This is a genomic window from Planococcus notacanthi, from assembly GCF_030407825.1.
GTDB lineage: Bacteria > Bacillota > Bacilli > Bacillales_A > Planococcaceae > Planococcus > Planococcus notacanthi.
Genome location: NZ_JASDCQ010000003.1, coordinates 194,586 through 218,667 on the forward strand (window position 1 = coordinate 194,586; position 24,082 = coordinate 218,667).

Here is a 24,082-nt window from a genome sequence, read left to right on the forward strand (position 1 = left end):
CGTGCCAATTATGTTTTCTTCCAAAGAAGAGTTTAAACAAAGCTTTGTCACTCGCATGGAACACAAGGGACTGGAAAAGACTTCGGAACTGGCCTACGAAACACTTTGGGAAATGATGCAGGAATGGATACAGGAACGGTGGAACCGGACTAGCCAATTGTACAAAGAGAATGGCGAAAAGCAGCTGTATTATTTCTCTATTGAATTTCTGATCGGACGAGTCTTAGGGCAAAACCTCATTAATGCAAATCATTACAATCTGGTCAAAGAAGGGTTGGAGGAACTCGGTTTTCAACTGTCCGAATTGGAAGAACTTGAGACGGAACCCGGACTTGGAAATGGCGGGTTGGGAAGGCTGGCTGCCTGCTTCCTGGATTCCTTGGCTTCACTTGAACTGCCGGGACATGGGTATGGACTGCGCTATAAAGGCGGTTTATTTACCCAGCACTTTGTTGATGGCTACCAAACTGAGCAGCCCACTCAGTGGATACAGGAAGAAAACAACGTCGACGTTCGGCGCGAGGAATTGGCAGTGGACATCCCTTATTATGGAGATCCCCAATTAGTCATGGGACTGGATGGCTTAAAAGTGAAAGTGGAGAATGCGGAATGGGTCAAGGCCGTGCCTTATGACCTTCCTGTAGTCGGGGCAAATGGAGGCACTGTCAATACACTTCGTCTATGGCAGGCGGAAGTGTCTGATCGGCCATTTCCCGGGAATAAGGATTACGCAGTCTATCAAAGCGAAACGGCTAAAATCACTGACCGGCTGTATCCCGATGATTCTTTGGATGCCGGAAAAATTCTACGCCTCAAGCAGCAGTATTTTCTTTGCAGTGCATCGCTCCAAAACATTTTGAACAACCGCAATTTTGCTGTAGAGACACTTCCGGACAATGTCGCCATCCAAATCAATGATACCCATCCGGCACTGGCCATTCCGGAATTGATGCGTCTTCTGGTTGACGAGCATGCCTTGAGTTGGGAAGAGGCCTGGGGTATTACGACACGCACTATTTCCTATACCAATCATACAATTCTGGAAGAAGCTATGGAGAAATGGGACAGCCGATTGATTCAATCTTTGCTGCCCCGAATTTACTCCATCATCGAAGAAATTGACCGGCGCTTCAAAGAAAGCTTAGAACAGCAGCCAATGGATGAAGAATCCCTCCATAAACTTTCCATCATCGAAAACGGAATCATTAAAATGGCAGTGCTGGCGGTAGTGGGAAGCTATAAAGTGAATGGCGTGGCAAAATTGCATACGGAAATTTTGAAGAAGCGTGAAATGAAAGAGCTGAATGAGCAATTCCCCGACAAGTTCCATAACAAAACCAATGGCATTACACATCGCCGGTGGTTGCTCAAAGCGAACCGGGAGTTGTCCGGATTGATTTCGGAGACGATTGGGACGCAATGGATCAAAGAGCCTGAGCGATTGAAAGAATTACATTATTTTGCTCAAAATCATTCTTTTCTTCAAGACTTCCAAGTAATCAAAAGCTTGAAAAAAGACCATTTGATCCATCATCTCCAACGCGATCAGAATGTCATTGTGGATCCGGATTCTATTTTTGATATTCACATCAAACGATTCCATGGCTATAAACGCCAATTGATGAATATTCTTCATATCCAGATGCTGTATGACCGGATCAAACGGGATTCAACTTATCGTCCCTATCCGCGCACCTTCTTTTTTGGAGGAAAAGCGGCGCCAAGTTATCATTTTGCAAAGCAAGTCATCAAGATGATCAATACAGTTGCTATGAAAGTAAACAGTGATCCTTTGGTGAGGAAACACCTCCATATCGTTTTTGTTGAGAACTACAACGTCACGCAAGCGGAATACCTGATACCGGCAGCGGATGTCAGCGAACAAATATCGACAGCGTCTAAAGAAGCTTCGGGTACAGGAAATATGAAGCTCATGATGAACGGTGCCTTGACCATTGGTACCTTTGATGGTGCGAATGTCGAAATATTCGATCAGGTCGGCAAAGAAAATGCTTTTGTCTTCGGAATGCGTGCAGAACAGGTGATGGAATATGAAAAAGAACAATCCTACAATCCGAAAGGCATCATCGAAGCCGATCCGGAAATAGCCCAATTGATGGAAGAGTTGGTTAAAGGGGAATGGACAGAAGGAAAAACGAATGTTGACTTTATTGTAGAGCAGCTGTTGGAAGACAGGGATCCATATTTCGTATTAAAGGACATCCGCAGCTATTCCAAAGCGCATGAGCAATTATTGGAGGTTTATGCCCAACCGGAAAAATGGGCGGAAATGTGCGTCAAGAACATTGCGGCATCGGGTATTTTCTCGAGCGACCGCACCATCCAGCAGTATTCAGATGATGTTTGGCATTTAACGAAGATCCCCAGTGTGCATTAGAACATGAAAGGGTGGAACTATGGAAGATAAAGGGTTTGATAATACCGATTTAAAAGATTATAAAGCCAGTGGAGCGCTGGCTGGAAAAGTGGCGATTGTCACGGGGGCAAGCAGCGGCATCGGTCAGGCTGTGGCAATTGCTTATGCCAAAGAAGGCGCAAAAGTGGTCATCGGTTACCTTGGTGACGACGAAGGCGCTCAAAAAACAATCGAGTTGATTGAGGGCTATGGAGGAAAAGCCAAAGCGCTAAGTGGCGATTTAGGGAAGTCGGAGAATTGTGACCGGTTGGTCCAATTCACATTAGCGGAATTTGGCCAAGTGGATATTCTGGTCAATAATGCCGGGTATCAGTATCCTCAGACATCTCCGCTTGATATCACAGATGAACAAATGCTGAAGACTTTTGAAATCAAGGCGTTCGCGATGTTTTATCTGACACGGGCGGCTCTTCCTCATTTGAAGAAAGGTTCACGCATCATCAACACGGCTTCGATCAATGCTTATCGGGGACATTCGGATTTGATTGATTATGCAGGGGCCAATGGTGCGATGGTGGCGATGACACGCTCACTGGCTCGCCGGCTGGTACGCGAGGAAATTGCAGTGAATGGCATTGCCCCGGGACCGATTTGGACGCCATTGATCACCAAAACTTTCGGTGGCTTGAATCCCGATGTCGGTGAAGATTTTGGTGAGGACGTTCCGGCAGGGCGTCCGGGACAGCCTTATGAGCTGGTAAAAGCTTATGTATTTTTGGCCGATCCCCAAAATTCCTATATGACAGGCCAGTTTCTTCATATGAATGGCGGAGACTATATGTCTACTTAAATCAAAGCATGCAGGGCAAGGGAATTTCTTGCCCTGCTTTTTCATTTCTGTTTGCATATGGTAAAATTCACTGAAGAAAGAGGAGTGAGTTTTTGAAAAAGATGATATGGTCTTTACTAGCAGTTGTTGTTTTGGTCTTGTTGGCTGCTTGTGTTGAGGTTTCTGAAAAACCAAAAGAAGAACGCGAACCTGCAGAAGCGAATCAGGAAAGTGAACCGGCAAAAGTGGAAGAGTCTAAAGACATTGAATATTCAGATGGAAATAAGAAACCTGTGGGAGAAGAAGTGGCTTTAGAGGGGTTGACCGTGCATTATATCAATGTTGGACAAGGGGATTCCACATTGTTGGAATTTGATGGGTTTTCAATGTTGATTGATGCAGGAAATTGGAATTCCAAAGAAGCTGTGGATTACTTGAAGCAACAGGAAATCAAAGACATTGATATCGTGGTCGGAACGCATCCCGATGCTGACCATATTGGCCAATTGGCTCAGGTGATTGGGGAGTTTGAGATCGGGGAAGTATGGATGTCCGGCAACACAAGCAGTTCCAATACATTCCTTAACGTGCTGCAAGCCATTGAAGCTAGCGGATCGGATTATGTGGAACCGAGAAGCGGTGATGTATTTGATGTGGGATCCATGAAAATTGAAGTGCTCTATCCAGATGAAATTACCGGTTCGGCGAATGAAGAATCGGTTTCCTTGAAAATGACTTACGGCGATGTCCGATTTGTTTTCACAGGAGATGCAGGAATCAAGCAAGAGCAGGAAATGATCGATAGCGGCATGGATCTCGATGCGGAAATCCTGCACCTGGGACATCATGGATCCAATACATCGACAAGTTCTGCCTTTTTGGAAGCGGTAACGCCTGAAGTGGCGATTTACAGTGCTGGTGACGATAATTCCTACGGGCATCCGCATGCAGAGGTGATTGCGGCGGTGGAAAATGCTGGAGCTAAAGTTTATGGAACAGACGTCAATGGGACTATTCTTGTTAAAACAGATGGAAAGTCCTATAACGTGGAGATCCAACAGGAAGGCGTGCCGACTGAAGGCGAGAACCGCTGCATTGATTTGAATGTCGCATCTTCCGCAGAACTACAGGGAATTTCCGGAATCGGAAAAACTTATGCGCAGGCGATTATCGACCAGCGGCCTTTTGAGAGCGTCGAAGAACTGCTGGACATTAAAGGGATTGGCCAAGGAACGCTGAGTGCTATTCAAGAGCAGGGCTTGGCATGCGTAGGAGGATGATGAAATGAAAGGGATTTTGGATCGAATTGAAGACGGCAGACATGCGGTCATTTTGGTTGAAGAAGAAGGGGTCGAACTGGTCTTGCCTGCCAATCGCCTTCCTGAAGGAAGCCAAGTCAATTCCTGGTTTACCATCGATGCGGAAAATGGACAATTAGCTGTCACGTTGGATGAAGAAACATCCATCGCCAAGACTGGACAAGCTGAAGAACTGATGACAAGGCTCCGAACGAAGAAAAAAAGAAGCCGCTTCAAGCGGAATTAAAAAGAAGCCCATAACCTGGATCAGGTTATGGGCTTCTTCTCATGTTTAGACCTGTTCAATCAATTCCAAATAGTAATCGGCTACTTGCCCAGGTTTGTAAAGGTCAGTGATGGATGTTGAATAATTGGAAATGGAAGCATCAAATTCCAAATCTTGTTCGGGGACACGAATCCGGAAATTCATTTTATAGAGAAGTACGGCGACGTCATGGTATTCTTCGCTGGTCACTTTAAAGTCAAAGCTGATTTTTCTTTTTTGCTGCCTGGAATTGGCATCGTTGGCTGTCTCTTCTTTAAAGTTGTATGCGTTGATCTGTGTGTCATTGATCCAAACAGTAGTTTCCATATTTTATTTCACCTCTGACTTTGATGGTTGCGTAAAACTTTTGATTGCTTTTGTGGCCAATTGGCCCTTGACCATATCCTCCATTGGCGGGTTGTAGAGCCCTGCACGGACGTTTAGGTAATGGCGGTGCATTGGATTGTCTTCTGAAAGGGCACGGGACCCAACGATTTTCATGGCTTTGTCTACGACGGCCATCGCTGCCTGCGTGACAGCAATTTTTGTGACGTTCAAAGCTTCGTCCATCTCACTCTTATTGCGGGCAAGAGCATAACGTTCTGCCGTGCCATATAAAAGATGGCGGGCAGTCGCTAGTTCCAGTTCCATTTCACCGATGGTTTGCTGAATGGCAGATGTTTCTGCAATGGGTTTGCCGAGAGACGCAGGTATGTAATTGGCTGCGAATTCAACTGCGTAGGCTCTTGCTGCAGCGGCGATTCCAATATAGCAAGCTGGAATATGCAGCAGCCAACCTTTAGCAGGGGCAATGCCCATGGGTTTCAAGATATAGGTTTTGGGAATCCGGACATCGTTGAGGACCAGTGTGTGGCTTGCTGTGCCCCGCATCGCCAGCATGTCCCAGGTTTCATCAATCGATACTCCCTCGGCGTGGCGAGGAATGATGACAGTAATGACTTCGTCATTTTCTGCAGCAGCCGTCACAAAAATATAATCGAGTGCAGGTGCCATGGAAGTATAGGTTTTTTCTCCGTTAATAATATAATGGTCTCCGTCGGACACGGCGGAAGTGCGCGGCAAAGCGCCACGGGCAGGGCTGCCGGCATTCGCTTCTGTAGCGGCAGTGTTGATGAGAGCACCTTTTGCGATTTCAGCCATCAGCCATTCTGCTGATTTTGTGTGCCAATGACGGTTTTCTGCATACTCGAGAACGATTCCAACATGCCAGCCGATGGAAAGAGCGGTCGCCCCTGAACCTTCCGCTATGGTTTCCTGTGCCAGTACATATTCGTATAATCCAAAACCCTGGCCGCCAAATTCCTTCGGCAAGGTCAAGTTATGATAATTCATTTTTTTCAGGTCTTTGATGTTTTCAAAAGGGAAGGAGCCGCGTGCATCCAGCTCCGGCTCACGCGCCTGAAAAACGGGCTGAAGGGCACGGAGTTGATCGACTAACGCTTGCTGTTCAGGTGTTTTGATAAATTGATTCATAAAAAAGACTCCTTCTTCTTTTGTTATCGGGTTGCGGCGCCCAGTTGCATCATTTCTTTGTCCAGACTCCAGCGGCCAGATTCTCGGGATCATAAGTCAACCCAGCTGTGCGGCAAAGAACGCCACCCTGCTGATCTGCCTTATGCCTGTCGAATCTAGACGGCCGCTTCCGCTTTTCTTTGTCCAGTTGCGGCGCCCAGCTCCTCGGGGTCTTAAGTCAGCCCAGCCCAGCGGCACAGATACGCCGCAAGACTGATTTGCCTTAAGCCTGTCGGAGCTCCATGAACGCCTCCACATTTCCTTTATTTACCGTACCATAAAAAGCCGCCAAAGCTGTATTGCAGGCTTTGGCGGTCTGGGTGTTATGGGCGGTTCAATTTTTTATGTGGTTTTCGGATGTCAGCAACGATTAAGACTACAACGAGGACCAGTCCAAGATAACCGACAATCGGATAAAACAGTCGGACGAGCTCAGTGAACCCGACAAAACTTAAGATATAAGCGACAATCCCAACGATGATAACGAAAATACGGAATTTTGCTGTACCCATCACGACAAAACGCGCTGAGAATGAAAACAGCATACTGACTGCCGTATTGTAAATCATCCCGAAGAGAATAAATGACATAAAGACACCGAGAACCGGTGAAATGTCATCGGCGATTTGCAGCAATGGCATTTCTGCGCTGCCGACTACGTCCACTTTGGAGAAAATCGCCAAATGGCTCAGGATAATCAACGCTCCGAGAATAAGGCCGCCGATCAACCCGCCGCGTGCTGCGATTTTTTCGTCCTTTTCTGTTCCACCCATGACGATAGCCATCGAAGCGCCAACGGCAATATTAAATGACACATAATTGATGGCGGATCGGAACCAGTTCGGCAATGCTGAAACTTGTTCTTTGGCAATATCATCCAGTGATGCAAAGCTGGCATCCATTGTCAGCAAACTGTATGCAGACAAACCGACGACAGCAATAATTAGAAATGGCGTGATGCTGCCGATAATGGCAATGACTTTTTTGACATTCAACATAATGGTCAAAACGACCAGAACGGCCATAACAGTGCTTCCTAACGGAGCCGGCAATCCAAATTGCTGGGAGAAAATAGAGCCTGCCCCTGCAATCATGACAACGCCTACACCAAACAAAGTCAGAATGATGATGTAATCGATGATCGTCCCGATAATTCTTCCACTGACGCCAAAAATGGCTTCTTTATGCGATGTGGTTTTCATTCGGCTGCCGAGTCTTGTTAAACTCATACCTAAATATGCAAATAATGCTGTTGAGAGGATGGCGGCAACAGTCCCCATATAGCCGAAGCTTGTAAAATACTGAAGAATTTCCTGTCCGGAAGCAAATCCGGCCCCCACGATGATGCCGACAAAGGCACTCCCCATTTTTAAACTTTTCATGCTGCTCCCCCTTGGTGCAAACTATCGCGCTAGTAAGTTTTTTAAAAATTAAAAATCCCTATCTAAATATAGCAAAAAAAGCATTTACACTCAATGGAAAATAAGGTGCATATGTATAGTTCACTCTATATACCTAGAAATGGATTTGGGTAAAAATAACATAGGAGAATAATAAAAAAATTAGAATTTTTTATTGGTTAAAAAATCTCAACAGAAAAGCATCACCGAATTAATCGGTGATGCTTAGGGGTATGCTTTATTCTACGCTTTTATTCGCGACAATAACCAATTTTCCTTTATCAAGTTCTTCTTCGTATTGTTCTGCTTCCTGATCGGATAATCCGGCAGCTGCCAATTTAGCGCGAAGTTCATCGCCACGTGAACTCGTCATGTTTTTCATGCTGTCCAGGAAGCCTTGTTCTTTCAAACCGACTTCTTCTGTATCCAATGCTTTAGTAATGTCTTTCGTGCGTTTCTTATCATGTGCGAAAATGTAGATGTCATCAAGTGTATAACCTTGCGTTTCTAGTTTTTCGATTTCCTTTTTGGCTTGCAATGCGTTTTCGACTGTCATTTTTAAAGTCAATGTAATCCCTCCAAGTAATTTCTATCTTATTACCATGCATACCACGATGAGCAACAGGTTAAACAAGAGGATCTGTTGGCAATCGGGTATACTGTAGAAAATCAGAAACAGGGAGTGATTTTTTTGAACATTATACCGATTGGCATTTGGGGTGGCTACCCCAATAAAAATGAGGCGACTTCTTCGTTTTTAATCGAACAAGATGGGTTCCGTTGTTTAGTGGATTGCGGAAGCGGAGTTTTGGCAGCTGTTCAAAACTACACAAAGTTAAGTGATTTGGATGCGGTGATCATCAGCCATTACCATCCGGACCATGTGGCGGATATTGGTGTACTGCAACATGCTGCGATGGTGGGGATGCAGTTGAAGGAATGGGAAACGCCTTTGCTGATTTATGCCCATGACAGAGAACCGGCAGAATTCGAGAAACTGTCATATAAAGGCGTTACAGAAGGGCGGGCCATACAAGAAGCGGAAACCTTGGAGCTGGGTCCATGGCAAGTATCGTTCTGTGAAACGATCCATCCGGTGTATTGTTTAGCCCTGAAATTCACTTCTAATGGCAGGAGTGTCGTATTTACGGCAGATACCAGCTGGAAAGAAGAGTTGATCGGGTTTTCAGAAGGGGCGGATCTTTTGGTTGCCGAATCCAACCTTTATGAAAAATACTTGGGCATCATCCAAGGGCATCTCAGCGGCAGCCAAGCAGGAGAATTGGCTGAACGCGCCGGTGCCAAACGCTTGCTGTTGACCCACTTACCGCAATATGGAGAACTCAATGAAATTTTGGACGCGGCAAAGTCCAGTTATTCAGGCAAAGTGGAGTTCGCAGCAATAGGCGAACGCTATGAAATTTAAACGGCCGGACATCTCTGCATGATTCAGCTGAAAGCAGGCAGATAGTTTGTATACCAGATATTTTCCTTTTATCCTTAAAGCATATGAAAGATGAAAGGAAGTTAAAAAATGCCACAACCGATAGATTCATTTCCGATTTCCGTTCTGGATTTGGTTCCAGTCCGTGAAGGAGGAACGACGAAAGACGCATTGGATGAAATGGTTGCAATCGCTCAGCACGCAGAGAAGTTAGGTTACAACCGTTTCTGGTTATCTGAGCATCATAATACAGCTACACTTGCCAGCTCTGCTACGGCAATTTTGATTTCCAAAGTTCTTGAACATACGGATTCCATTCAGGTGGGATCGGGCGGCATTATGTTGCCAAACCATACACCACTAGTGGTCGCGGAACAATTCGGCACCTTGGAAACCATGCATCCAGGCCGCTTGAACTTGGGCCTTGGGCGCGCTCCGGGTACGGATATGCAGACAGCGCATGCGCTCCGCAGAACAACACAGGAAACGGCATTTGCTTTTCCGCAGGACGTGGTTGAATTACAGAATTACTTGAAGCCGCTTGATAGTCAGGGGCCGGTTCAGGCGCATCCTGGTGTGGGAACGGCAGTGCCGGTTTATATCCTCGGCTCAAGCACCTCAAGTGCCCAATTGGCCGCAAGTCTTGGCCTGCCTTATGTATTTGCTGCACATTTTGCGCCGCAGCAGCTTGAACAGGCCCTGCAGATTTACCGCAACGGCTTCAAACCTTCTGAATACTTGGCGGAACCATATGTAATGGTCTGTGTAAACGTCGTTGCTGCCGACTCCAATGCAGAAGCGGAGAAATTGGCGACATCCAGTGATCAGTTCTATTTGAACGTTGTGAGAGGCAGCAAGAACTTGCTTCAGCCGCCTTTGGATACGATGGACGGCCAATGGAGTTACCGTGAAGAAATGATGGTGCGTGGCATGTCACAATACACCTTCAAAGGCGATGAACAGACAATCAGCGAACAGCTGGGGAAATTTGTAGCTCAATTGCAGGTTGACGAAGTGATTGCAGTGTCCTATATCTACGATCAGGAAAAAAGAAAACGTTCATTTGAAGTGCTAAAGCAAGCAGCAAATCGTTTCAATGTGACGACTGCCTAATATTTACTTGAACTGTTCCACGGCAGTTGCTCTTCATGATTCACTGGTTTCAAACCAGAACGAAGCTGTTCGTTTGTATGTAGATCATAGAGACTGGAGGAGAAGTAAATGAAAATAGGGATAATTGGTGCGACAGGAAAAGCGGGTAATTTAATTTTAAAAGAAGCGTTAAAAAGGGGCCATGAAGTAACGGCCATCGTCCGAAATTCACAAAAGGTCGAGAACCCGGATGTTCCGGTATTTGAGAAGGATGTTTTCAGTTTAACCGCAGAAGATTTGGCGCCTTTTGATGTGATCGTCAATGCATTTGGCGTACCGCCTGAAAAAGCAGAACAGCATATCGAAGCCGGCAGAATTCTGATTGACGCACTCAAAGAAGCTCCTGATACTCGTCTGATTGTAGTCGGAGGTGCTGGCAGCTTGTTTGTTGATGAAGCACGGACCACTCGTTTGGCTGAAACTCCAGAGTTTCCTGAAGCGTTCAAATCGATTGCCAATAGCCAAGCGCAAAACTTGTCTGATTTAGAAGCCTCGGAAGGAATCCAATGGACATTCTTGAGTCCTGCGGCATTCTTTGATCCGGAAGGCCGCCGAACAGGGCGCTACCAAAAAGGTGACGATGGTTTTATTGTCAACAGCAAAGGAAAAAGCTATATCAGCTATGCAGATTATGCACTGGCGTTAGTCGATGAAATCGAGAGCGGCGAACATAAAAACAGACGATTTACCGTGGTTTCGGAAAATCCTTAATCGTTTTGGAGAAAAGCCGATTTCACTGGAAGTCGGCTTTTCTAGTAGATCTGCATTAGCGTAACTTGCCATGAAATGTTCACGTTCCTTGAGAAAACAGAACCCTCAATCATGTATAATGAAATGAAACTTGAGGTTTAAAGGTGGGAATCAACACAATGGATTTTTTATATTTTCCTGAAGACAAATCAGAATACATCCCTGGAATTATTTCAGTCGTGATCATATTCATTTTATCCGTGCTGATTGTGCGGTTATTGGTTAAAGCTTCGCGCAAGCAAGTGAAGCAATTAGAAGAACAAGGTTATCCGGTTGTCTACAAGGACGGTTTTGACGCGGAGAAACCAAACGAAGACCGTATCGATCCGCAAGAAAAAGTCTACAAAGTGAATAAAGAAAAAGCAGCTCGCGAGAAACCGAAGTCCTGACAACCGTCAGGGCTTTTTTTGATCTTTTCAATAGGTGTATACTGAATGCAAACAAGGCACTGAAGAAGTGGGGACGACGATTATGAAAAATATTTTTGGCGGTGTGCAATGGGCGGTCTTCTTGATTGCATCTTCCATTGCAGCGCCGATAGCAATTGCCAGCATCTTTGGCATGGACACGGCAGATACTGCACTGTTTGTGCAGCGGACCATGTTTGTGCTTGGCATCGCCTGCTTGGTGCAGGCATCCATCGGACACCGCATGCCGATCAATGAAGGGCCCGCTGGTTTATGGTGGGGCATCTTCATTGTTTATGCCGGCTTGGTCGGCATCATGTATGGCACCATGGAAGAATCCCTGCAGGCATTGCAAAGCGGATTATTGTATAGTGGCGTCTTGTTCATCGTGTTCGCTTATACCGGTTTGGTCGATAAATTGAAGATCCTGTTTACACCAACCATCACATTTGTGTACTTGCTGCTGTTGGTTCTCCAAATCAGCGAATCGATTTTAACGGGTTTATTGGGCATCGTCTCAGAAGGCGATCCTGTGGATGGTGTAATCCTGATGGGCGGAATTGCGGTTATTTTGCTGACATTCTTTTTCATGGGCCACAAACGGCCTTGGATCAGCCGTTATTCCATTCTGTTCGCGATTGCAGCAGGCTGGCTGATTTTCTGGATTCTTGGCAAAGCGCCGGAAGCGGAAGGTGCGGCGGGTGCTTTGGTTTCGTTGCCGGAAATGCTGGTCTTTGGGCCTTTGCTTTGGGACAGCGGAATGTTCGTTACAGCTTTGTTCTTGACCCTTCTGCTGATCGCCAATATGATGGCGTCTGTCCGCGTGATGGAAAGCGTTTTGAAGAATTCCTTTTCGATTGAAGCGCCAGACCGCATCAAGCAAGCTTCGACAGCTTCTGGCATCAATCACATCATTGCAGGCTTGTTTTCCTCCATCGGCCCTGTGCCGATTTCGGGAGCGGCAGGATTTGTCAGCGCCACCCGGACACCAGGTCTGAAGCCGTTCGTCTTCGGTGGGATCATCGTTGTGCTGATCAGTTTTTTTCCTGCGCTCATGGCTATTTTAGCTTCTTTGCCGGCACCGGTTGCCTATGCAGTCATTTTTGCAGTATTCACCAAAATGGTGGAAATGGCGTTCACGGAATTGGAAAATGAAAAGAATCGCCAGCATTCTTATAAAGTGGCGGCATTTGGGTTGATGAGCGGCGTCGGCATCATGTTTGTTCCGCCTGAAAGCATGGCGAACCTGCCTTCGGTTTTGGCTGCCACTTTATCGAACGGCTTGATTACCGGTACCATCATCGCCATCTTTGTGGAACAGCTTTTGTTGTGGCGCAATAGGAAATCGTGAGATGTTTTGTACTCCAATGAAAAGCGGCGCTTAACAGAAGTATCCCAACAATTTAAAAAGCCGTACGCATTAGGCGCACGGCTTTTTAAATTTATTCTTTTTCGATCTCTTCAGTCAAACGCTCCAATTCATCCACCAGTTCGCCGATATAGGCAACGGTGTCACGCAATGGCTGTTCGGTTGTGATATCGACTCCCGCCATTTGTGCGAGCTCTACAGGTGTTTTAGTGCCCCCGGCTTTCAGGACCTCAAGCCATTCTTCGACAGCTGGTTGGCCTTCATTCAAAATCCGTTTGGACACTTGAGTCGAAATGGTCAATCCGGCACTGTATGTGTATGGATACAAGCCCATGTAATAATGCGGCTGGCGCATCCACGTCAATTCAGCGCCATCTGTGATATCGACGGCATCTCCCCAGAATTCCTCCAGCACGCCGCGCTTGATGTCATTCAAAATTCCGGCATTGACGCTTTGTCCGGCATCAATCCGCTCGTATACTTTGCGTTGATACGCTGCTTCAAGCAGATGGGTAACGAAGTTGTGGTAATAAGTTCTGGCCACAATCGAAGAAATCACCCAGCGTTTGAATTTCGGATCTCCCGAGCTTTTCAGCAGGTGGTTGGCTACCAGCATTTCATTCATCGTCGAAGGAGCCTCGATAAAGTAAAGGGATGGACGTGCATTAAGGACGTTCTGTTCGCGGTTTGCATTATAGAAATGTCCGGCATGCCCAAGTTCATGAGCCAGTACAAAAACTTCGTTCATGCGGCCGGTCCAGGAAATCAAAATATACGGATGATTGCCATACGGGCTGGAACAGAAGGCACCGGTCGATTTGCCTTTATTTTGCGCAAAGTCGATCCATCTTTCCGAATACGACCGATCGACCATTTCAATATAATCAGTCCCCATAATGGAAAGGGCATCGTCGATATATTTTTTGGACTCTTCCACTGTTATTTCCGGTTCGTAGCTTGGATCTAGGGAAATCTTCAAATCGGCGAATGTCATGTGGTCCAGTCCATGAGCTTTCTGCAGGAGCTTGGCGTACTTTTGCATATGCGGCGCCAGTTCCTTGGTGATCAAGTCAATTTGCCGGTTGTAGAGAGAACGGTCCACTTCCTGGTTAAAGAGAAGATAATCGAAAATGCTGTCATAGCCGCGCAGGTCTGCGGTTGTTTTTTCCATCTGCAATTGCATATCGTAAGTTTTGGCAGTTGTGTGCTGGTAATCCTTCAGTTTGTTCGAGAACGCTTCAAATGCGGCACGGCGAAGCTCTGTATTAGGCTCCGCTTCCCAGTCTCCTTCAAAGGATACATAGCTGAGCGGATAGGTTTGGCCATTTACTTCAAAATCCTCGAAGTTCATGTCGACCATTTTAGTGGTGTTGTAAAGGCCATAAGGCGCGCTGAAAGTAGAGGAATAGGCGGCAAGGCTTTTTTCCACTTCCGGATGCAGCTGATGGGGTTTTCGGCGCAGCAATTTCTCCAAAAACACGTGGAATTCTTCAGATTCCTGCATCGCCTGTTCCAACGTTTCTTTCGGCAGCTCGAGAAGTTCGCTGTTGATGAAAGACAGCTTGCTGCTGATTTTGGCAGCGGCTGCGCCGAATTTGCTGGACTGTAGTGGAACCTCGTTATTGGTTTGGTCTGTGCTGATCGTTAAACTGGCATAAGTGCTCAGCGGCACTAACTTTTCCAAGAAGGCCACGTAATCCGTTAAAACCTGAATGGCAGAAGAAGCATCTACAATAGTGCCTTGTGCTTTTTTACTGAGAGCATCTGCATCTTGCTCTAAGCTTTCCAAAGCCTGATCAAATTCTTCAGAACTTGAAAATAAACTCGACAAATCCCAAGTCTCTTCAACCGGGACAGCTGAACGTGCAGGTAAACTTTTAACCATATGATCTCTCCTCTATGTATTACGGAATTCGAACTAATTATCAGTATAGAGGCTGGATAAGAAAAAGTAAAAATATTCTTCAGAATTTAATAAAAATTTTAGAAAAACAGGTTTATATTTATGGAGAAGGTGGGTACTATAACAATACAAGGCGGAATCACCGTCGGAAGAATACGACTGGATTCGATCCAGAATCGCCTTCAGACGAGAAACTGCACAGCCTTGGCGGGAAATTTGCTTTACTGACGATATTCACTCTTGTCAGGGACCATTGTTATTCGGGTTTCTATCCGGAAAGTGTTTCAAACAGTAAGCCGTAAGTTTTTTGTGGAAGTGCAATTGAAAGCCTGACTGCAGAACCAAAAAATTCACTGAGATGTATATGTGAACCTTATTGCCCTATCGGCAAGTGACAGTCAGCGCAACTAAACTGCAATGACGAGAGTTTCGTATTCGTCAGAGATGTACAGTTTGTAGGAAGAATTTAATAAAATTTTCCGCGTGCAAAAAATCCCTCAGGATTTTCGAGGGATGGAAAAAGGAAAAGCATGATCTGATGAAAAGGATCATGCTTTTTCCTTTGTCTGATGAAAAGCGTTAATGTCTCTGGATTACATACTTCAATGAAATGAGGAAAAAAACATGGAAAAACAGTTAGTAAATGCGATACAGGATGAATATGCAGAAGAATTTGCCTGGTGTTACGGCTGCGGCCGCCTCAATAAAGAAGGGCACCAGTTCCGCACCGCATGGGACGGCGAAGAAACAGTCACTTTGTATGAACCAAAGCAAGCGCATACAGCGATTCCCGGTTTCGTATACGGTGGATTGATCGCTTCGCTGGTGGATTGCCACGGGACAGGTTCGGCTTCATTGGCACTTCACCGGAAAAATGGTTTTGAGCCGGAGAGCGGGGAAGAACCCCCGCGTTTTGTTACAGCTAGTTTGCATGTGGATTACTTGAAGCCGACGCCTCAAGGAGTTGTCTTGAAGGCAGTGGGCACGGTTGAGGAAATTCATCCGAAAAAGTTCAAAGTGGCAGTAAAAGTATATGCGGGTGAAACGTTATGTGCGACAGGGGAAGTCGCAGCAGTTGTCATGCCTGCTTCTTTCGCTAAATGATGGAAGGGTCCTTTCCAGGGAAGAAGATAAAGTCTAGTTTACTGGTAAGAATATCTTGGATTATTGTATACTGATTTTATTCTAGAAGATTGAATTTTGTGAGCAGCACCATAAAGAAAAGCGTTTAAAGCGCTTCACATCTGGGAGGATACGGCATGTCTGAGAAAATTTACGTTATACATGAAAACGAAGAATGGACTAACCATCTTTTTAAACGGCTCGATGAATTGGGGCTCCCTTATGAAGATTGGTTTATTAACGAAACCTTGGTTGATTTGAATGAAACACCGCCGGAAGGCGTATTTTACAGTCGTATGAGCGCTTCTTCGCACACTAGAGGGCATCGTTTTGCGCCTGAAATGACTGAATCTGTGCTGGCTTGGCTGGAACATCATGGCCGTACGGTTTTTAACGGCAGCCGTGCCCTGCGACTTGAAGTCAGCAAAGTCAACCAATACATGGCATTGAATGCAGCGGGAATCCGGACGCCGAAAACGATTGCGGCAAACGGCAAAGAGCAGATTTTGAAAGCTGCTGAAAAAATGGCTGTCCCGTCATTCATCACCAAACATAATCGGGCGGGCAAAGGATTGGGTGTGCGTTTGTTCCATTCACTTGAAGCGTTGAAGGAATATGTTGATGGCCCTGAATTTGAACCGTCCATTGATGGAATTACCTTGATCCAGGAGTATATTCAGGCACCACAACCTTTTATCACGCGCTGTGAATTTGTCGGCGGAAAATTTGTCTACGCAGTTCAAGTGGATACTTCAGAAGGATTTGAACTATGCCCAGCAGATGCCTGCCGCATCGACGACTTGTTCTGTCCGGTAGGAGAAGAAGCTGAAGAAAAACCGAAGTTCCAAGTGATTAATGGGTTTGATGATCCGATCTTGAAAAAATACGAAGCGTTCCTGAGCAGCAACGGAATTGATGTGGCCGGTATTGAATTTATCCGCAACGCTGAAGGGGAAATCTTTACGTATGATGTCAACACCAATACGAATTACAATGCCGATGCAGAAGCAGTGGCTGGAAAATTTGGCATGCTCGAGCTTGCTGAATTTCTTGGGCGAGCATTAAAAGACATGAAACTGCCTGTCTAACAAAGAATGGCGGCTGTCGATTCATTAGAGAAAGCCGCCTCTTTTGTTTACAAAGGGCTGAGCAAGGGGAAAATTCAGTTAAGGAAAATCACAAAGGGGTGTTTGATGGTGGTGGAAGAGAGAAAAGAAGAAGAATTGGCAGAACGTCCAGAGCCTGTAGAAGCCGAAGAAGCGGAAGGCGCTGAACCGGTCGAAGATGATTCGAAGTTCGATAAAATCTACAGCAATGTAGCATCCAACCGGTATGAGAACTTGCGCACGAGCTATATTGAAAACAAAGCCAAAGAACTGCGGAAACGCAAAAAATAAAAGATCGAGTGCTTGCGCACTTCGATCTTTTATTTTTTAGGGAACTTGTCAATTTCTTCAGAAACGACAAAAGCCAGATCATCATTTCCAAACATCTGCAGGACATCGAGCAACGTTTCGTGGTCGATTTCCAGTTCTTCTGTACCTGCTTGCTCGATGGCAGCAGACAGAACGGGGCTTTGCAATTGTCCGGGATAGGCACGCTGGTATAGTTCAGCGGCGTCCAATTGATGGTTCATGCACCATTGAACAAAAAGTTGGACCATCACTTCTTCATCCTGCTGGTATTTTTTTATGATGTATTCGTCTCTATTTTCGTTGTCCATGTATAGGAACCTCCATCACTAATCGTTTTGTGATAGTAGCATACCAAACAATTCAAGTGCTTGCATGGACTTCTACCCATTTTTCCTCTAGAATGAAGCCATGGCAATGACAGTATCGGAGGGCAAATTATGAAATTACTTCAAGTAAGAAAAGGACAATTCGTCTATTACCAAAATGAATTGCACAAAGTGTATTCTGTAAAACCGTTGGCTAAAAAGTCGGTGCTGATGTTCCGCATCAAGGATATGGAGCAAGTCGCCAGCAAGGCTGAAGAAGTCACGTTCTACAAACCGAAACATATGGATTCTTTCCTATTTTTTGGTGCTAGGTACACGTTGCATGAAGACCGTCCGGCAGAAGAAGGCGGCTATATCTTAATCACTAAACCGGATCCTGATTATATGGATCATTACTCATTGAATGAATTCGAAAAAGTGGAATCTGTTGAAGGCAAGAATGTCATCACCACTCGCCAAAACACAGTGAAATCGAGAGAATTTCTCGTTATGGTGTCTGGAGAAGAACAGGGCAGCAACGATATCGTCTACTTGGATAAGTCAAAAGTTTCAGCTGAACAGCTGGAGCAGGACTCTCAGCTAGAGGAAGTGTTGCGTGAAAAGAATGCGGTCCGTCCGTCTATCGGGGATGTTTATTTGAACCTCGATAACACTGGGACAGCAATGGTAGTAGCAATTGCCGGAGAAGAAGTGACACTTGGAACCGGTGAACGCATTACGTTCCATGAATTGTATAAAGCGGATAACTGGAGTTATTTATATAATATCAATGATGGCGAATTCAGATGAAATCACAAAAAGGCGATCCCTGGGGATCGCCTTTTTTATTTGGATTAACCTTTAAAAATAGAACCGATTTCCAGAATTTCTTCCGTGCTCAATTGGACGTCGAGTGCGCTTAAGTTCGACAATACCTGGTCGGCACGTTTAGCACCGGGAATTACGCCGTCAATTTCGGGGCGCGCCAGATACCAGGCCAACACCACGTGTGCTGTTTCCGTGCCTTTGGCTTCTGCAATATTCGTTAGTTTTCGTACCTTCTCCAAGTTGCGCTCAAATTCGTCTCCTTGAAGGTGGGGCATGTTTGTCCGCAAATCATCGAAAGTTTTGTTTTTATCGTATTTCCCCGCCAACAAACCGGCAGCAAATGGGAAGTAAGGGACGTAGGAAATTCCGTGTTCTTTTACATAAGGAAAATAATCTTCTTCAGCCTGGCGCTTCAACAGATTGTACTCGCCTTGAAAAACATCGACGTAACCGTCTTTATTGGCATCCTTTAATTGGTCCATGGAGAAATTGGAAACGCCGATCGAACGGATTTTCCCTTCTTCTTTCAGGCGCTGCAATGCGCCGACTGCTTCTGCTTTCGGTGTTTGCTCATCAGGAAAATGAATGTAGAACAAGTCAATATAATCAGTTTGAAGGCGTTTTAGGCTATCTTCCACCGACTGCTTCAAAAATGCCGGTGAGTTATCAGTGACATGCTCATCACCATGGCGGCGCTGAGCACCTTTAGTGGCAACCACCAGCTCATGGCGTGCCCCGGATTCCTGCAGCACTTCACCCAATAATTCTTCTGATCGGCCATAGCCGTAGGAATAAGCAGTATCAATAAAGTTCAACCCATTGTCAATGCCGGCGTGAACCAGCTCTTTGCCGGTGTCTTCGTTTAAATCCGGATAAAGATTATGTCCGCCTACAGCATTGATGCCGAGGCCGATGGGATTGATGTATAAGCCTGTTTTTCCAAGTTGCGTCTTTTCAGTCATGAATAGTCCAGCTCCTCTGAGTAAGTCTGACTTTATCATAACATTCTAAAATTTTTGGGAGAAAGATAACGCTCAGGAAAGACTATCCGTTTAAAGAGGCCGGAGCGCATGGGTGCGATCAATGAAAATAAAGGCGTCATATCGCTGCGACATTTTTGACGGGACATAATTGCCATATGCTTCGTGTTCAGGGTTATAGACGACGCCGATTGCGCGGTGACCGACCCAACGATCAAAAAGAGCGAAATTCTCCGAATGAAACAAAAAGAATTTATTGAAAGCGCCGGTTCGGTGCAGAACATCTTCCCACGTATTGGGCGTGGCAGGCGGGATTATCATTTCTTCGGCCGGGTCTCCCCAAGAAGGGGCGGCAATGACCGTTCCGGAGTGCGTCCCGAAGCCGACTGCATAAACATCCTCTAAGCGGTTTTGTTCACGCAGAATCTGCCCTACATTGGTCATTCCCTCCTTTCTCATATCCGTGGCACTGGCATCTCCGATGTGGGTATTGTGCTCCCAAATGATAATTTTTGCCTCTCTGCCATGATAATCCCGAACTTCGTTGATCGCTTCCACCATATGTTCATCACGGATATTCCAGGAAATTTCACCACTTTGCACCATCGCCCGGTAATAAGCTTCTGCATTTTTTAGGACCAGCGCATTGATCTTTAAATTCAGATCTTCCTCATATTCATCCTTGTACAGGTCTTCGTTTGAACGGATGGAGGCCAACAATTTTGTGACTTCCTCCACGCATGCCTTGGAAAAGTCCATAGCAGTCACTGCGTAATTTTCCGGTTCACGGTTAAATGGTTCAAAGCAGGAAAATGCTTTCTTGGCCAATTCAGCATCTCCGCCGGACGGATTAATGTCGGTTAAATAGCGAATCACTTCTTCCATCGATTCCCAAAGACTGTATACATCAATGCCATAAAAACCAACTTTTTGGGAAGTTGCTTGATTGTACTCTCTCAGCCAACTGACAAAATCAGCGATTTCTTTATTGGCCCACATCCAGGTCGGCCATCTGGTAAAAGCCGCAAGCAGTTCATCCGGTTTTTTCCCGTTCCCTTCAAAGTCTTTGATGTAGCGGTTTACCTGTTGGCAGGAAGGCCAATCACCTTCAACGGCAATCAGCGAAAAGCCTTTTTCCAAAATTAATCTTTTGGTCAACGCTGCCCGCCAGGTATAAAATTCGGATGTTCCGTGTGTTGCTTCTCCCAGAAGAACAAATTTCGCATCACCGATCGCTTCTAATAGTGGCGTCAATTCTTCAACTGAGCGGAAGGGTTGTGCGCACATTTGCACGGCTTCCTCAAGCGATGTCTTCATCTGTTCCACCCCTTTTTACTGTTCATGTTCCCCTTGTTAAAGCTCTCAAACAAAGGCAAAAGAAAAAGCATCCGCTTTTGCGGATGCTCTCTCATTTAGCCAATACGTCTTGGAATTCAGGTGTTTTTTCAATGACACTGTGTGCAAATGGACATTGAGGGTCGATTGTTTTGTTTTCGCTGCGTGCGAACTCAACGACCTGTGAAACTAATTTTTTGCCGATTCCTTGGCCCTCCAGTTTGGGGGATACCTCGGTATGGTCGACGGTCAATACATCCCCATTTTCTACATAACTCAGGTAAGCCAGTTCTTCGGAATTCTCCACAGCCGAGAATTTATTGTTTTCATGTTTGAAATCCACTGATGTTGCCTCCTTTAGTTTGTATGATGCGTTCTTTTTTTGTATTCCCTCTATAATATAGAATATTCAATCCCAATGAAGAAATTATATTGCGGGAAAAATAAATATACAGATTTACTCCTTGTATAAACAGGGTATGGATTCTCATGAAGAGGTGATAAGGAATGAAAAAGTCACAGTTAGCAGAAACAGCCATTGACCGAATTGAAAAGGTATTTGGCAGACATCAAGGGTACCGAAGAGCCCATGCCAGAGGGAAAAGTTACCGAGCCCGTTTTACAGCGACAGGTTCCGCCAGTGAGTTGACAACAGCATCGCATCTGCAAAAAGGGGAAAGCAGAGCTTTTGTTCGTTTTTCGCATTTCTCTCCAGACCCGACATGGGCAGATGCAATGTCTCCAGTCAAAGGAATGGCCGTCCAATTCGAATTGGCGAACGGAGAGGCGACCAATATCGTGGGTGTCACGTCTCCCATTTTCTTTGCAAAAACACCCGAAATTTTCACAGAAATGCTGGGTGTCGCAAAATCGTTCAAGAAAGGCAAGCCCAGCATAACGGAACTGGCAGGCTTGCTGAAAGATTATCCGGAAAGTGGAGCGATGCTCAACAACATCCGCAAAATGCAGGCACCGGCCAGTTTTGCGACCGGCCAGTATAACTCGGTCCATGCATTTTATTTTATTGGCCTAAACGGCCAGCGTAGACCGATTAAATACGTATGGGAACCGGAAGGAGAGGTGGAAACCTTGTCGCCGCTCGATGCCGTTAAATTGCCAGTCGGTTCTTTTGAAGCGGATATTGAGGACCGGATTGCAAAAGGTCCGGTGAATTTCCGACTGGATGTCATTTTGGGGCAACCGGAAGATCCTGTCGACGATCCGACAAAAGAATGGCCGGACGACCGGGAAAAGCTGACGATCGGTTATTTGGCGATCGTGGAAGAGGCGCCGGAAGCGGACGAGATTGTTTTTGATCCGACGCTTGTTACGGAAGGCATTGCATGTTCAGAAGACCGTATTCTAAACTTCCGCCACGACGCGTACAGAATTTCCCACCAACGAAGAATGTCCGAGCAGTAAAAAACGCACAGCCCAATTTTAAGGGCTGTGCGTTTTAAGTCATTTTCTACTTTTAGGCGCTTGCGCTTTTCTTTGTCCAGACTCCAGCAGCCAGCCTCTCGAGTCGCTTCAGCCTTACCAGCAATGGCAAAGACCGCCATTACCGATAAGGCTTCCAGCGCTTGTCGAGGCTAAACGGCTGCTTGCGCTTTTCTTTGTCCAGACTCCAGCGCCCAGCTCTTCGGGTCATAAGTCAACCCAGCTGTGTGGCAAAAAGCGCCACTTCGCTGGTCTGCCTAAAACCTTATTGCTCCTGCAGCACTCTGTGCTTCGTCGCAAAGAGATGGCTCAAACTACCTTTGAGCCATCTCTTGCCTGTCAGAACTACACGGGCGCTTGCGCTTTTCTTTGTCCAGACTCCAGCAGCCAGCCTCTCGAGTCGCTTCAGCCTTACCAGCAATGGCAAAGACCGCCATTACCGATAAGGCTTCCAGCGCTTGTCGAGGCTAAACGGCTGCTTCCGCTTTTCTCTAGTAAAGCTTTCCTTGCCGGTAAATTACAGTGGATAATTTCTTGACGGCATGGATAAAGCAATTTTGGCGCAGTGCGTATGGATCTCCATAATATTGTGGAAGCATCATATCCATTGTTTCCTGCATTTTTTCGATCAATAATCGATAAACTTCTTTTTCTGTATAGAACTGCGTTTCACGGCCTTGCAGCCATTCGAAATAAGAAACGATAACCCCGCCGGCATTTGCCAGAATGTCAGGGATGACAACAACGCCTTGCTCATTCAGGTATTCGTCGGCTTCAGCTGTCGTAGGTGCGTTTGCACCTTCTATGATAATCCGTGCCTGTACGTCTCTTACATTGTCTTCGCGGATTTGGTTTTCGAGTGCCGCCAATAGCAAGACATCTACTGGCAAGGTGACCAGGATCTCGCGTTCTTTTATTTCCGCTTTGATGCTGGCACTTTGCAACTGCTCTTCTGTTGCTGGCAAATCTCCACGGTTGGTTTTGGTAAATTCGATCAAAGCGGGAATATCCAGTCCGTCTTCGTTATACAAGGTTACGTTGCGGTCACTGACAGCAACGATTTTGTGGTCGATCAACTCACATTTATAAGCCTCTAGAGCAGCTACGGAACCAACATTCCCAAAGCCTTGGACAGCCATCTTCAATGGGCGGTCGTAGAGCTCCAAAGTCGTCTTGGCAAAAGGGTTATCACTGGTGGACAGCAGCTGTTCGTTGGCTTTCACGTAATCGTGAAGAAGGTAGCGGAATGTGAAATAAACGCCTTTTCCGGTTGCTTCCCGTCTTCCAAGCGACCCGCCGTTTACAACGCTTTTACCGGTGAAACTTCCAAGGTACGGGGTACCGTGATGGACTTTTTTGTATTCTGCCATCATCCAGTCCATTTCCCTCTCGCCAGAACCCATGTCAGGCGCGGGGATGTCTTTATCCGGACCAATAACATCTGAGAAATAGCGGACGTATTTTCTGGAAATGAGATTCAGTTCTTTTTCCGAGTATTCGCGGGGGTTAAGGACAATGCCGCCCTTGCCGCCGCCGAACGGCACTTTGTGGAGTGCGTTTTTCAAAGTCATCAGAAATGCCAGGTTGATGACTTCTTCTTCATTGACGCTTTCGTGAAAACGGATGCCGCCTTTATAAGGGCCCATTGCATCGTTGTGCTGTGCACGGAAAGCGGGAATCCGAACGACACTCCCGTCATCCAAAGGGACCCTCAGGAAGGCTTTATGTATTTTGTCAGGTGTAGAAAGAATGGCGCTCAGTGAAGCGAAAGCCTGCTTGCGGTCCGCCAAATCAGGCAGGAATGAATCGTTTTCAAGCAAAGCATCCAATGATTCCTGAATAATTTTTTTGGTTTCTGTCTGCATATCCGGAACACCTCCAAGTGTAATGTCTACTTAATCTATACCCAGTCCTTCTCTATTTAATCAAT

The 24,082-nt window shown here is 46.0% G+C and carries 24 protein-coding genes; 14 read left to right on the plus strand and 10 right to left on the minus strand.

What is annotated here, in order from left to right:
* Positions 1-10 precede the first annotated feature (10 nt).
* The 4 genes from QMA01_RS12235 (at position 11) to QMA01_RS12250 (ending at position 4,751) form a co-directional block, all read left to right on the plus strand.
* Positions 11-2,398, plus strand: coding sequence for a glycogen/starch/alpha-glucan phosphorylase (locus QMA01_RS12235; protein WP_290215100.1), 2,388 nt, complete (start codon positions 11-13; stop codon positions 2,396-2,398).
* Positions 2,399-2,417: 19 nt separating this feature from the next.
* The gene (locus QMA01_RS12240) at positions 2,418-3,227 is read left to right on the plus strand and encodes an SDR family oxidoreductase (RefSeq protein WP_290215101.1); all 810 of its coding nucleotides are present in this window, start codon (positions 2,418-2,420) and stop codon (positions 3,225-3,227) included.
* A 101-nt stretch (positions 3,228-3,328) separates the two neighbouring features.
* Positions 3,329-4,486 (plus strand): MBL fold metallo-hydrolase, encoded by a 1,158-nt coding sequence (locus tag QMA01_RS12245; protein ID WP_290186483.1) that lies wholly within the window; start codon positions 3,329-3,331, stop codon positions 4,484-4,486.
* Positions 4,487-4,490: 4 nt separating this feature from the next.
* On the plus strand, positions 4,491-4,751 hold the full coding sequence (locus tag QMA01_RS12250; protein ID WP_290186207.1) for a DUF3006 domain-containing protein: 261 nt from the start codon (positions 4,491-4,493) through the stop codon (positions 4,749-4,751).
* A gap of 45 nt (positions 4,752-4,796) precedes the next feature.
* Here QMA01_RS12250 and QMA01_RS12255 read toward each other — a convergent pair whose 3' ends face one another.
* The 4 genes from QMA01_RS12255 to QMA01_RS12270 all read right to left on the minus strand — a co-directional run bounded on the left by QMA01_RS12255 (position 4,797) and on the right by QMA01_RS12270 (position 8,270).
* The gene (locus QMA01_RS12255; protein WP_290215102.1) at positions 4,797-5,096 is read right to left on the minus strand and encodes a DUF3219 family protein; all 300 of its coding nucleotides are present in this window, start codon (positions 5,094-5,096) and stop codon (positions 4,797-4,799) included.
* A gap of 3 nt (positions 5,097-5,099) precedes the next feature.
* On the minus strand, positions 5,100-6,263 hold the full coding sequence (locus QMA01_RS12260) for an acyl-CoA dehydrogenase family protein (RefSeq protein WP_290215103.1): 1,164 nt from the start codon (positions 6,261-6,263) through the stop codon (positions 5,100-5,102).
* A 362-nt stretch (positions 6,264-6,625) separates the two neighbouring features.
* Positions 6,626-7,684: a YkvI family membrane protein gene (locus tag QMA01_RS12265; RefSeq protein ID WP_290186203.1), complete on the minus strand. Its 1,059-nt coding sequence runs from the start codon at positions 7,682-7,684 to the stop codon at positions 6,626-6,628.
* 256 nt (positions 7,685-7,940) lie between these two features.
* Positions 7,941-8,270: a YflT domain-containing protein gene (locus tag QMA01_RS12270; protein WP_203340567.1), complete on the minus strand. Its 330-nt coding sequence runs from the start codon at positions 8,268-8,270 to the stop codon at positions 7,941-7,943.
* Positions 8,271-8,393: 123 nt separating this feature from the next.
* On the opposite strand from QMA01_RS12270, the gene QMA01_RS12275 reads away from it, so the two are divergent.
* From QMA01_RS12275 to QMA01_RS12295, 5 genes are all read left to right on the plus strand, one after another.
* Positions 8,394-9,128 carry an MBL fold metallo-hydrolase gene (locus QMA01_RS12275; RefSeq protein ID WP_290186201.1) on the plus strand — a complete coding sequence of 245 codons (735 nt, stop codon included), beginning with the start codon at positions 8,394-8,396 and terminating at the stop codon, positions 9,126-9,128.
* 108 nt (positions 9,129-9,236) lie between these two features.
* A complete protein-coding gene (locus QMA01_RS12280) occupies positions 9,237-10,259 on the plus strand; it encodes an LLM class flavin-dependent oxidoreductase (RefSeq protein ID WP_290186199.1) in 1,023 nt (340 codons plus the stop codon).
* Between the two features lie 108 nt (positions 10,260-10,367).
* Entirely contained in the window at positions 10,368-11,009 is a 642-nt protein-coding gene (locus tag QMA01_RS12285) for an NAD(P)-dependent oxidoreductase (protein ID WP_203340564.1), read from the plus strand.
* Positions 11,010-11,167: 158 nt separating this feature from the next.
* Positions 11,168-11,437, plus strand: coding sequence for a hypothetical protein (locus tag QMA01_RS12290; protein ID WP_203340563.1), 270 nt, complete (start codon positions 11,168-11,170; stop codon positions 11,435-11,437).
* Positions 11,438-11,519: 82 nt separating this feature from the next.
* Entirely contained in the window at positions 11,520-12,806 is a 1,287-nt protein-coding gene (locus tag QMA01_RS12295) for a purine/pyrimidine permease (RefSeq protein ID WP_290215104.1), read from the plus strand.
* Positions 12,807-12,897: 91 nt separating this feature from the next.
* On the opposite strand, the gene pepF is transcribed toward QMA01_RS12295, so the two are convergent.
* Positions 12,898-14,709: an oligoendopeptidase F gene (gene pepF / locus QMA01_RS12300; protein ID WP_290215105.1), complete on the minus strand. Its 1,812-nt coding sequence runs from the start codon at positions 14,707-14,709 to the stop codon at positions 12,898-12,900.
* 642 nt (positions 14,710-15,351) lie between these two features.
* On the opposite strand from pepF, the gene QMA01_RS12305 reads away from it, so the two are divergent.
* The 3 genes from QMA01_RS12305 (at position 15,352) to QMA01_RS12315 (ending at position 17,246) form a co-directional block, all read left to right on the plus strand.
* The gene (locus QMA01_RS12305; RefSeq protein WP_290215106.1) at positions 15,352-15,831 is read left to right on the plus strand and encodes a PaaI family thioesterase; all 480 of its coding nucleotides are present in this window, start codon (positions 15,352-15,354) and stop codon (positions 15,829-15,831) included.
* 155 nt (positions 15,832-15,986) lie between these two features.
* Positions 15,987-16,937, plus strand: coding sequence for an ATP-grasp domain-containing protein (locus QMA01_RS12310; protein ID WP_191715385.1), 951 nt, complete (start codon positions 15,987-15,989; stop codon positions 16,935-16,937).
* Positions 16,938-17,042: 105 nt separating this feature from the next.
* Positions 17,043-17,246, plus strand: a complete 204-nt coding sequence (locus QMA01_RS12315; RefSeq protein WP_225218483.1) for a hypothetical protein — start codon at positions 17,043-17,045, stop codon at positions 17,244-17,246.
* 29 nt (positions 17,247-17,275) lie between these two features.
* On the opposite strand, the gene QMA01_RS12320 is transcribed toward QMA01_RS12315, so the two are convergent.
* Positions 17,276-17,572, minus strand: a complete 297-nt coding sequence (locus QMA01_RS12320; protein ID WP_191715386.1) for a hypothetical protein — start codon at positions 17,570-17,572, stop codon at positions 17,276-17,278.
* Between the two features lie 129 nt (positions 17,573-17,701).
* Here QMA01_RS12320 and QMA01_RS12325 point away from each other — a divergent pair, with 129 nt between their 5' ends.
* Entirely contained in the window at positions 17,702-18,379 is a 678-nt protein-coding gene (locus QMA01_RS12325; RefSeq protein WP_191715387.1) for a hypothetical protein, read from the plus strand.
* 44 nt (positions 18,380-18,423) lie between these two features.
* Here the strand turns inward: QMA01_RS12325 and QMA01_RS12330 are convergent, their stop codons facing one another.
* The 3 genes from QMA01_RS12330 to QMA01_RS12340 all read right to left on the minus strand — a co-directional run bounded on the left by QMA01_RS12330 (position 18,424) and on the right by QMA01_RS12340 (position 21,055).
* A complete protein-coding gene (locus QMA01_RS12330) occupies positions 18,424-19,359 on the minus strand; it encodes an aldo/keto reductase (protein WP_290215107.1) in 936 nt (311 codons plus the stop codon).
* 90 nt (positions 19,360-19,449) lie between these two features.
* A complete protein-coding gene (locus QMA01_RS12335; protein ID WP_290215108.1) occupies positions 19,450-20,694 on the minus strand; it encodes an erythromycin esterase family protein in 1,245 nt (414 codons plus the stop codon).
* A 91-nt stretch (positions 20,695-20,785) separates the two neighbouring features.
* Entirely contained in the window at positions 20,786-21,055 is a 270-nt protein-coding gene (locus tag QMA01_RS12340; protein WP_203340554.1) for a GNAT family N-acetyltransferase, read from the minus strand.
* Between the two features lie 164 nt (positions 21,056-21,219).
* Between QMA01_RS12340 and QMA01_RS12345 the strand changes: the two genes are divergently transcribed.
* Positions 21,220-22,134, plus strand: coding sequence for a catalase family peroxidase (locus QMA01_RS12345; RefSeq protein ID WP_290215109.1), 915 nt, complete (start codon positions 21,220-21,222; stop codon positions 22,132-22,134).
* A gap of 509 nt (positions 22,135-22,643) precedes the next feature.
* Here the strand turns inward: QMA01_RS12345 and QMA01_RS12350 are convergent.
* Positions 22,644-24,017 carry a Glu/Leu/Phe/Val family dehydrogenase gene (locus QMA01_RS12350; protein WP_290215110.1) on the minus strand — a complete coding sequence of 458 codons (1,374 nt, stop codon included), beginning with the start codon at positions 24,015-24,017 and terminating at the stop codon, positions 22,644-22,646.
* Positions 24,018-24,082: the final 65 nt, after the last annotated feature.

Bases quoted from the DNA above. Each gene is read 5' to 3' on its own strand.
- QMA01_RS12235 (WP_290215100.1), top strand. From the start codon at position 11: ATGTTTTCTTCCAAAGAAGAGTTTAAACAAAGCTTTGTCACTCGCATG.
- QMA01_RS12240 (WP_290215101.1), top strand. From the start codon at position 2,418: ATGGAAGATAAAGGGTTTGATAATACCGATTTAAAAGATTATAAAGCC.
- QMA01_RS12245 (WP_290186483.1), top strand. From the start codon at position 3,329: ATGATATGGTCTTTACTAGCAGTTGTTGTTTTGGTCTTGTTGGCTGCT.
- QMA01_RS12250 (WP_290186207.1), top strand. From the start codon at position 4,491: ATGAAAGGGATTTTGGATCGAATTGAAGACGGCAGACATGCGGTCATT.
- QMA01_RS12255 (WP_290215102.1), bottom strand. From the start codon at position 5,096: ATGGAAACTACTGTTTGGATCAATGACACACAGATCAACGCATACAAC.
- QMA01_RS12260 (WP_290215103.1), bottom strand. From the start codon at position 6,263: ATGAATCAATTTATCAAAACACCTGAACAGCAAGCGTTAGTCGATCAA.
- QMA01_RS12265 (WP_290186203.1), bottom strand. From the start codon at position 7,684: ATGAAAAGTTTAAAAATGGGGAGTGCCTTTGTCGGCATCATCGTGGGG.
- QMA01_RS12280 (WP_290186199.1), top strand. From the start codon at position 9,237: ATGCCACAACCGATAGATTCATTTCCGATTTCCGTTCTGGATTTGGTT.
- QMA01_RS12285 (WP_203340564.1), top strand. From the start codon at position 10,368: ATGAAAATAGGGATAATTGGTGCGACAGGAAAAGCGGGTAATTTAATT.
- QMA01_RS12290 (WP_203340563.1), top strand. From the start codon at position 11,168: ATGGATTTTTTATATTTTCCTGAAGACAAATCAGAATACATCCCTGGA.
- QMA01_RS12295 (WP_290215104.1), top strand. From the start codon at position 11,520: ATGAAAAATATTTTTGGCGGTGTGCAATGGGCGGTCTTCTTGATTGCA.
- pepF (WP_290215105.1), bottom strand. From the start codon at position 14,709: ATGGTTAAAAGTTTACCTGCACGTTCAGCTGTCCCGGTTGAAGAGACT.
- QMA01_RS12305 (WP_290215106.1), top strand. From the start codon at position 15,352: ATGGAAAAACAGTTAGTAAATGCGATACAGGATGAATATGCAGAAGAA.
- QMA01_RS12310 (WP_191715385.1), top strand. From the start codon at position 15,987: ATGTCTGAGAAAATTTACGTTATACATGAAAACGAAGAATGGACTAAC.
- QMA01_RS12315 (WP_225218483.1), top strand. From the start codon at position 17,043: ATGGTGGTGGAAGAGAGAAAAGAAGAAGAATTGGCAGAACGTCCAGAG.
- QMA01_RS12320 (WP_191715386.1), bottom strand. From the start codon at position 17,572: ATGGACAACGAAAATAGAGACGAATACATCATAAAAAAATACCAGCAG.
- QMA01_RS12325 (WP_191715387.1), top strand. From the start codon at position 17,702: ATGAAATTACTTCAAGTAAGAAAAGGACAATTCGTCTATTACCAAAAT.
- QMA01_RS12330 (WP_290215107.1), bottom strand. From the start codon at position 19,359: ATGACTGAAAAGACGCAACTTGGAAAAACAGGCTTATACATCAATCCC.
- QMA01_RS12335 (WP_290215108.1), bottom strand. From the start codon at position 20,694: ATGAAGACATCGCTTGAGGAAGCCGTGCAAATGTGCGCACAACCCTTC.
- QMA01_RS12345 (WP_290215109.1), top strand. From the start codon at position 21,220: ATGAAAAAGTCACAGTTAGCAGAAACAGCCATTGACCGAATTGAAAAG.
- QMA01_RS12350 (WP_290215110.1), bottom strand. From the start codon at position 24,017: ATGCAGACAGAAACCAAAAAAATTATTCAGGAATCATTGGATGCTTTG.